This window comes from Alcanivorax sp. (assembly GCF_014762765.1).
Lineage (GTDB): Bacteria > Pseudomonadota > Gammaproteobacteria > Pseudomonadales > Alcanivoracaceae > Alcanivorax.
Genome location: NZ_JABURH010000159.1, coordinates 3,873 through 12,095 on the forward strand (window position 1 = coordinate 3,873; position 8,223 = coordinate 12,095).

Consider the following 8,223-nt stretch of genomic DNA (forward strand, 5'->3'; position numbering starts at 1 on the left):
GTCAGACCAGCGCCTTGCGGTTGCGCAGCAGCTCGCCCAAGCCGGCCTTGTCCAGTTGCAGGTCCACGTAGGCGGCGATGACTTCGCCGTTGTCCATGGCCAGCACTTCGTTGAGTAGCTGACGGGTAAAGCTGGCCTTGACCTGGCGTACGGCAGCTTTCACCTTGAGCAGGTTGGAGGCATTCATGGACAGGGCATTGACCCCCATGGCCATGAGCAATAATGCCGAGCCCACTTCCCCCGCCATTTCACCGCACACGGACACCGGTACGCCTTCTTCATGGGCCTGCTCGACCACATGCAAAATGGCATGCAGTACCGCCGGGTGATAGGAGTTATACAGCGATGCCACCTGCCGGTTGTTACGATCCACCGCCAGCAGATACTGGGTCAGGTCGTTGGTGCCGATGGACAGGAAATCCACCCGCTGGGCCAGCGCCCGGGCCTGGTAGACGGCGGCGGGCACTTCGATCATCACCCCCACCTGGGGCATGGCAATGTCGAGGCCTTCATCGCGGACTTCCAGCCAGGCACGGTGAATCAGATGCTGGGCTTCTTCCGCTTCGATCACGCTGGTGACCATGGGTAGCATGATGTGCAGGTTATTCAGACCATCGCTGGCCTTGAGCATGGCGCGCACCTGCACCATGAAAATTTCCGGATGATCCAGGGTGACACGGATCCCCCGCCAGCCCAGGAAGGGGTTTTCTTCCTCGATGGGGAAGTAGCTCAGCGACTTGTCGCCACCGATATCCAGGGTACGCATGGTCACCGGATGTGGCGCAAAGGCGGCGAGCTGCTCCCGGTAGATCACCCGCTGCTCTTCTTCGGAAGGAAAGCGGTCGCGCACCATGAAGGGAATTTCCGTGCGATACAGCCCCACCCCTTCGGCACCACGCTCGATGGAGCGGTTGATGTCTGTCATCAGGCCGGTGTTCACCTGCAGGGGAATGCGCACACCGTCCAGGGTTTCCGCCGGTTCATCGCGCAGTTTTTCCAGACCGGCCTGGAGGTTGGCTTCCTCGGCGATGATCTCTTCAAATTGCTGCTTGAGCTCCGGTGAGGCATTGGCCACCACCCGGCCACGGAAACCATCAACGATGATTTCCTTGTCGTCCATTTGCTTGAGCGGCAGGTTCTGGGCGCCCACCACGGTGGGAATACCCATGGCGCGGGCGACGATTGCCATGTGCGAGTTGCGCGAACCCCGCGTCGTCACGATGCCGCGAATCCGCTCACGGGGAACTTCCATTAACATGGGCGCGGAAATGTCTTCGCCCAGCAGAATGCAGTCATCCGGGAACACGATATGCCGGCGGTTCTGACTCTGCAGCTGCGCCAGCACCCGCCGGCCCAGGTCGCGCACATCCGCCGCCCGTTCACGCAGATAGGGATCATCCATCATCTCGAAGTTGCGCACATGGGCATCCACCACCGTACGCAGGCCCCCCTGGGCCCACTGCCCCTCACGGATATGCACAATCACTTCGGCGGGTAACGCATGCCGGTCCAGCATGCGCAAATAGACATCAAACAGCGCCTGCTCTTCAGTGCCCAGGCTCTTTGATGCGCGCTCAGCAAGATCTCGCACTTCCTGGCGCACGCGCACCAGCGCATCGTCCAGGCGGGCAATTTCCGCGCTGACATCTTCCACCTGACGATCCGGCACGGCTGACAGATCCGCCGCCGGGAACAGCAACACACCAAAGCCAATAGCCGCACCAGGGCAACCGGGCAGGCCATCATAGAAACTGGGCAGGTCCACGCCGCCCGAATCCAGTTGGTCAAACAACACACCGGAAGCATGGGCATGGGCAATTACCGCCGACAGCTGGGCGGAAATGGTCACCAGAAAGGCTTCTTCACTCTGGTCGAAACGGCGCACATCTCTTTGCTGTACCACCATCACACCAAGCACCTTGCCATGGTGCATCACCGGCACGCCGAGAAAGGCATGAAAAGGGTCTTCGCCGGTTTCAGCCAGGTAATGGAATTTCGGGTGGCTGAAGGCGTCTTCCAGGTTCACCGGCTCCTCGCGCAGGCCAACCTGACCCACCAGACCTTCCGACAACCCCAAGCTGACATGGCCCACAGCTTCCTGCTTGAGGCCTTCGGACGCCATCAATACATAACGCTGCTCTTCTTCGTTACGCAGATAGATGGAACACACCTCGGTGCCCATGGCATCACGGACCCGCTTGGCCATCAGGTTGAGCGCGGAGGGAATATCCGCAGCGTTGTTCACCTCCTGGACAATGCGTCGCAGGGTATCAAGCATTGGGGTTGTCTCCCGGTGAAATCGGCTTTCTGTCCTGCTCGCCCCGCTCCCCCTTCAGAGCCGGGGCCAGTTCACGCAGGGCACGGGCATAAACGCCACGTTTAAAATGCACCACCTTACGAATCGGATACCAGTAATTGACCCAGCGCCAAGCCTTGAATTCAGGACTTTCGCTGGCAAACAGGTCAATAGCCTCTTCTTCCGCCGTCAGCCGCAGCAGAAACCATTTCTGCCGCTGACCAATACAATGGGGACGATTGCGAGGCCGACGAAGAAAACGGCGCGGCAGACGATAGGTCAGCCACCCTTCAGTGCTGGCAACAATCTCCACGTGTTCACGACGCAGACCGACCTCTTCTTCCAGCTCGCGAAAAAGCGTCTCCTCCGGGGTTTCGCCGGGCATCATGCCCCCCTGGGGAAATTGCCAGGCATCACGGTTACCCACCCGGCGACCCCAGAATACCCGCCCATCCTGGCCGGCAATGATGATCCCGACGTTCAACCGGAATCCCTTTTCATCAATAATGCCTGTCATGGTGTCTCTACGAGTCGGCACACCATTGCCGACTCTGGCTCCTTGTTGACCCATTAAACCTTGCCGGGCAACCCGCAATCAATGCACAACCGTGCAACATCCGGTCCACAATCACCGACAGCCTTGCCAATAGGGCCCCCAGCCACCTGCCAGCTCCCTATAACTTGTCATTCGCTTCGCATAAAATGTGCCGTTCACGTAAGGAGAGGCCATGACGCTCGCAATTTTCGACCTGGACAACACCCTGATCGCCGGCGATTCCGACCACCTGTGGGGGGACTGGCTGGTGGAAAAAGGCATTGTCGACCAGCAGCATTACAAGGACACCAACGACCAGTTCTACGTGGATTACCAGAATGGCCGTCTGGACATCATGGCTTACCTGCGTTTTTCCCTGAAGGTGCTGGCCGAGCATGACATGGCACAGCTGCATTTCTGGCGTGAGCAGTTCCTGGCGGAAAAACTCGATGCCATGTGGCTACCCAAGGCAGAAGCCCTGCTGCAGAAACACCGGGACCAGGGCCATACGCTGATGATCATTACCGCGACCAACGATTTCGTCACCGCACCGCTGGCGGACCGGCTGGGCGTGGATCACCTGATCGCCACCGTGGCCGAGTGCAAGCGCGAGCGCTATACCGGCAATGTGGCCGGCATTCCCAGCTACCGGGACGGCAAGGTGGAACGACTGGCAGAATGGCTGCGGGCCAACGACGAAACGCTGGCAGGAAGCTGGTTCTACAGTGATTCCCATAACGATCTGCCACTACTCAGAAAAGTGGACAACCCGGTGGCGGTGGATCCGGATGCCACCCTGGATCGCGAAGCACGGGAACAAGGCTGGCCGATCATCAGCCTGCGCTGAGACTCATAAAAAAGGGGAAGGGGAACCATGCGTTATTTTTTCGCCGCACTGCTGGCACTGGTGCTAAGCGGCTGCGACAGCAAGACACCGGAACCGGAGCAGACCGAAGAGACGGTTATGTCCGCCGCGACGGCAGAGATCCCCGCCACCGACTGGCAACAAAGCGCAGATAACGCCTTTCAGGACCGTGCCGAAGCCTGGCAACAAGCCCTGAACGATTTCACCGAAAGCCGTGAGCAGGCACAACTCGATGCGCTGCGCGATCGTCTGGAAGACTGGTATGCCGCCTTTGTGGATCATTACCTGCTCGCTGCCAGCCGCGCCTGTCAACTCAGGCAACAGGAATTGCTCAACCGCATGGACACTTGGCCGCTCTACCCCGGCTATCTGGATGCCCTGCCGCAATGGCCGGAATCCGGCCTGATCAGTGATCCTTATCTGGAAATGACACGCAAATCCCTGCGCACCCAGCACGGCGCCACCGATGCCAGCGAAGCCAGCCTGGGCTTTGCCGCCCTGTTTGTGGCACTCAATGGCACCGAAGAAACCCCAAAGGCACTGCCTCTGCTGGCCGGCGAAGACGAGATTGCCCTGCGTCGGCGACAGTATCTGCAGCTGGCTGGCGAGCAACTACAGGCCGATGCCAAACTGCTGTCCGTGGACGCGCCCCTGGATTCACCCTCCCTGAAATGCGGGCTGGAACACACACTGGCGCGCGACGCAGGCAAAGACAGCACCGATCTGGAAGCGGAAGGCCTGTTTATCCCGGCAACCGTGCGCGAAGTGAATGCAAAACAGTTAATGAAGGGTGTGCGCAATATGGATTCGACCACCCTTGCGGGCTGGGCAGAAAAAGCACCAGGAATTAAAGAGGCCATTGCGGCATCGAAAAAAGAAGACAGCGAGGCACTGTCAGCCTGGCTGAATCAGCCCTGAGCGAATAAAGCCTTTGTAGGAGCGGCGCTCGAGCGGCGAAGAAAGACGTTTCGAGAAACGAGTCACGAGGAGCGAAAACCTGGTCTCTCCGTCTTTCAGGTTTTGGTTTTCGAAACTCGCTTCTCGCAACTCGATACCGTGATAATCGCGCCGCCAGCGACGTTCCTACAGCCAATCACAGCAATAGGCGGAGAGATTCTCACGTCGGCAAGAATCACTACCCACAAAAAAAGCCCGCCGAATTTTCATTCGGCGGGCTTTTTTTGTGCTGAGCGCTACTTAGAAGTTGTAGCGGCCGAACACACCGTAGGTATCACGGTCGCCACCCACAACAACGCGGGCGCCCAGATCCACCACCGGAGTCAGCTTGAACAGACCCTGACCGTAAACACCCAGATCATCATCGTACAGATCCATGTAGGTCAGGCCACCGGACAGCTCCAGCTGTTCGGTGGTGGCATGACGCAGACCGCCACGCAGCTCAAAGCCGATCTCGTCATCGTCACCGCGGTCCACATCCACCTCGTCGTAAATGATGTCGGCAGTGCTCACGAAGTCCAGACCACGCTGAAGCGGGGTATGGAAGCCCACACCACCGGACAGACGGTGACCATCGACATCAGCATCAAAGGGGCCGTTATCGTAATCACCATCATAGAAGCCCAGGCTACCGCGCAGGAAAATATGCTCATCCAGCGCAAAGCTGCCTTCGCCGGTAATAGCGTCTACATCCCAACCATTGTCCAGGTCCCAGCGATCGTAGGCCAGTTGACCATAGGTGTAGGAAAAGCCGTTATCACGAACCATGGAAGTCTGCTGCTCCGCCATGGCCGGTGAAGTAACAGCCAGAGCAATTCCTGACACAAGCAAAGTTTTCTTAAACATAGAAAAGGTCCTCTCAGTATTGATAAACGGCATCAATGTGCGCTCACTGTAGTGGGGATATGGAGTCTCTTACGCGCGAGCGGTTCCGTCTTTTGGACAGTTTTATAAAAATTTTCAATGCCGTAGAGCCTGCCAAAGCTGTTGTGATGCTTTTCAGCCACAACAGAATCTTCTTTTGTAAGCCTTAAACAGGTGCACTCTTATAGCACAGGCTTGACCTTGGGGTTACCCTGAAGTTTGACAATCTGTGACAACACGCATGGTTTCGCCCTCACGGCCAATGGAGATCCCGATGCAGACACAGAGATTCGATATTCAGGGCGCCAGCTGCCAGGGCTGCGTCCGCAAAATTCGCCAGGCGCTCGATCCTGTTGCAGGTGTCGACGATGTGCAGGTGGATCTGGACGCTCAGCAGGTGACTGTCACCGGTAGCGCCGACAGTGCCGACGTACAGGCAGCCTTGGCCAAGGCCGGTTATGCCATCGAAGACAAACATCAGACGGCACCATCATCGCCCGCCAGCACCAATCAGGAGCAGCAGCTCGCCATTACCGGCGCCACCTGCGCTGCCTGCGTGCGCACCATCGAGAACGCCCTGCGCAACACGCCCGGGGTCACCCAGGCACAAATGAATTTTGCCGACCGCACTGCAAGAGTCAGTGGATCGGCGGACCCCCAGGCCCTGATTGACGCCGTGGAAAAGGCGGGCTATGGCGCCAGCCTGCTGGACGACAGCGATAACGGCGATGCCCGCGAAAAGCAGGAGCGGCAACACTATCGCGGCCTGTTGCGCCATACCTGGCTGGGCCTCGGGCTGGGCGCTCCGTTGATGGCCTGGGGGCTGCTGGGCGGCAACATGATGGTACAGCCCGGCACAGCCAGCCAGTGGATCTGGCTGGCTATCGGCCTGCTGACCCTGGGAGTCCTTTCTACCGCCGGCCGCCACTTCTTTGTCGGTGCCTGGAAAGCGTTTGGCAATCACAACGCCAACATGGACACCCTGATCGCTCTGGGCACCGGCGCTGCCTGGCTCTACTCCATGGCCGTGGTACTGATTCCCACCGCCCTGCCGGAAGCCGCCCGCCACGTGTACTTCGAAGCCAGCGCCATGATCATCGGCCTGATAAACCTGGGCCAGGCACTGGAAGTGCGAGCCCGGGGCAAAACCAGCGCGGCGGTAAAACGGCTGCTGGACCTGGGCGCCAAAACTGCGCGGGTGGTCCGCGATGGCAAGGAGCAGGATATTCCCGTGGAGCAGGTGCAGACCGACGACATCCTGCGTGTGCGCCCCGGTGAAAAAATTGCCGTGGACGGCATTGTCGAGGAAGGCGAAAGCCGCCTGGATGAATCCATGCTCACCGGCGAACCCATGCCGGTGAGCAAGACCCCCGGCGACACGGTCAGCGCCGGCACCCTGAACGAAGGGGGCACCCTGCTCTACCGGGCCACCGCCGTGGGCAAGGACACTGCCCTGTCACGCATTGTGGCGCTGGTGAAAAAGGCCCAGGGCAGCAAGCCTCCCATCGGGCGCCTGGCCGACGACGTCTCCGCCGTGTTCGTACCCACCATCATGCTGATCGCCGTGGTCGCCGCCCTGGCCTGGTTCAACCTGGGGCCGGAACCGCGCATCACCCACATGCTGATCAGCGCCACCACGGTGCTGATCATTGCCTGTCCCTGTGCCTTGGGTCTGGCCACCCCCATGTCGGTCATGGTCGGTGTCGGCAAGGCCGCCGAGCACGGCATTCTGATTCGTGAAGGTGACGCCCTGCAGACCAGCAGCAAGCTGGACACCATTGTCCTCGACAAGACCGGCACTATCACTGAGGGCAAACCTGCACTGACCGATATTCTCTGCGCCGAAGGCCAGCAGGAAGACACCCTGCTGCAGTTGGCAGCCAGCCTGGAAAGCGGCTCCGAGCATCCGCTGGCGCGCGCCATCGTGGAAGCGGCGGAGCAGCGTGAAATCAGCCCGGACCGGGCCGACAATTTCCAGGCCCTCAACGGCAAAGGCGTCAGCGCCACCCTGAACGGCAAACAATACCGACTCGGCAACCGTCGCTGGCTGGAAAGCGAAGGCATCAGCGTGAATCTGAACAGCGACTCGCTCACCGAGCGCGGCGCCACACCCCTGTTCCTGGCTGAAGACAACACCCTGCTCGGCGTCCTCGGCGTGGCCGACCGCATCAAGGAGGACTCCCGGGAGGCCATTGCCCGTCTGAAAGATCAGGGCCTCACCGTAGTGATGATTACCGGCGACATCCAGGCCAGCGCCGACGCCATCGCCAAACAGGTAGGCGTGGATCAGGTCATGGCGGAAGTGCTGCCAGAGGACAAGGCAAAAAAAGTGCAGTCTCTGCAGGAAGAAGGACGCATCGTGGCCATGGTCGGCGACGGCATCAATGATGCCCCGGCGTTGGCCCAGGCGGATGTGGGCTTTGCCATCGGTACCGGCACCGACGTGGCCATCGAATCCGCTGCCATCACCCTGATGGGCGGTTCCCTGCACGGCGTCGCCGATGCCATGGCAATCTCCGCCGCCACGGTTCGCAACATCAAGCAGAACCTGTTCGGCGCCTTCATCTACAACAGCCTTGGTGTGCCGGTGGCAGCCGGGGTGCTCTACCCGATCACCGGCAGCCTGCTCAGCCCGGTGATTGCTGGCGCCGCCATGTCACTCAGCTCGGTGACCGTGGTCAGCAATGCCAACCGGTTGCGCCTGTT

The 8,223-nt window shown here is 59.8% G+C and carries 6 protein-coding genes; 3 read left to right on the forward strand and 3 right to left on the reverse strand.

Annotated features, from left to right (window positions below; all coding sequences use genetic code 11):
* Nucleotide 1 precedes the first annotated feature (1 nt).
* Both ptsP and HUJ17_RS11690 read right to left on the reverse strand, forming a co-directional pair.
* Entirely contained in the window at nt 2-2,278 is a 2,277-nt protein-coding gene (gene ptsP / locus HUJ17_RS11685; RefSeq protein WP_290510853.1) for a phosphoenolpyruvate--protein phosphotransferase, read from the reverse strand.
* Complete coding sequence (locus HUJ17_RS11690) at nt 2,271-2,804, reverse strand: RNA pyrophosphohydrolase (protein WP_290510897.1); 534 nt, start codon at nt 2,802-2,804, stop codon at nt 2,271-2,273. Before HUJ17_RS11690 ends, ptsP begins: the two co-directional genes overlap by 8 nt.
* Before the next feature lie 220 nt (nt 2,805-3,024).
* On the opposite strand from HUJ17_RS11690, the gene HUJ17_RS11695 reads away from it, so the two are divergent.
* Both HUJ17_RS11695 and HUJ17_RS11700 read left to right on the forward strand, forming a co-directional pair.
* Nucleotides 3,025-3,678, forward strand: coding sequence for an HAD family hydrolase (locus tag HUJ17_RS11695; RefSeq protein WP_290510854.1), 654 nt, complete (start codon nt 3,025-3,027; stop codon nt 3,676-3,678).
* 27 nt (nt 3,679-3,705) lie between these two features.
* Nucleotides 3,706-4,614, forward strand: coding sequence for a hypothetical protein (locus tag HUJ17_RS11700; RefSeq protein ID WP_290510855.1), 909 nt, complete (start codon nt 3,706-3,708; stop codon nt 4,612-4,614).
* Nucleotides 4,615-4,893: 279 nt separating this feature from the next.
* On the opposite strand, the gene HUJ17_RS11705 is transcribed toward HUJ17_RS11700, so the two are convergent.
* Nucleotides 4,894-5,499: an outer membrane beta-barrel protein gene (locus tag HUJ17_RS11705; protein ID WP_290510856.1), complete on the reverse strand. Its 606-nt coding sequence runs from the start codon at nt 5,497-5,499 to the stop codon at nt 4,894-4,896.
* A gap of 292 nt (nt 5,500-5,791) precedes the next feature.
* Here HUJ17_RS11705 and HUJ17_RS11710 point away from each other — a divergent pair.
* Nucleotides 5,792-8,223 (forward strand): heavy metal translocating P-type ATPase (locus HUJ17_RS11710; RefSeq protein ID WP_290510857.1); only part of this gene is annotated, 2,432 nt, incomplete at its 3' end.

Bases quoted from the DNA above. Each gene is read 5' to 3' on its own strand.
- HUJ17_RS11705 (WP_290510856.1), bottom strand. From the start codon at position 5,499: ATGTTTAAGAAAACTTTGCTTGTGTCAGGAATTGCTCTGGCTGTTACT.
- HUJ17_RS11695 (WP_290510854.1), top strand. From the start codon at position 3,025: ATGACGCTCGCAATTTTCGACCTGGACAACACCCTGATCGCCGGCGAT.
- ptsP (WP_290510853.1), bottom strand. From the start codon at position 2,278: ATGCTTGATACCCTGCGACGCATTGTCCAGGAGGTGAACAACGCTGCG.
- HUJ17_RS11700 (WP_290510855.1), top strand. From the start codon at position 3,706: ATGCGTTATTTTTTCGCCGCACTGCTGGCACTGGTGCTAAGCGGCTGC.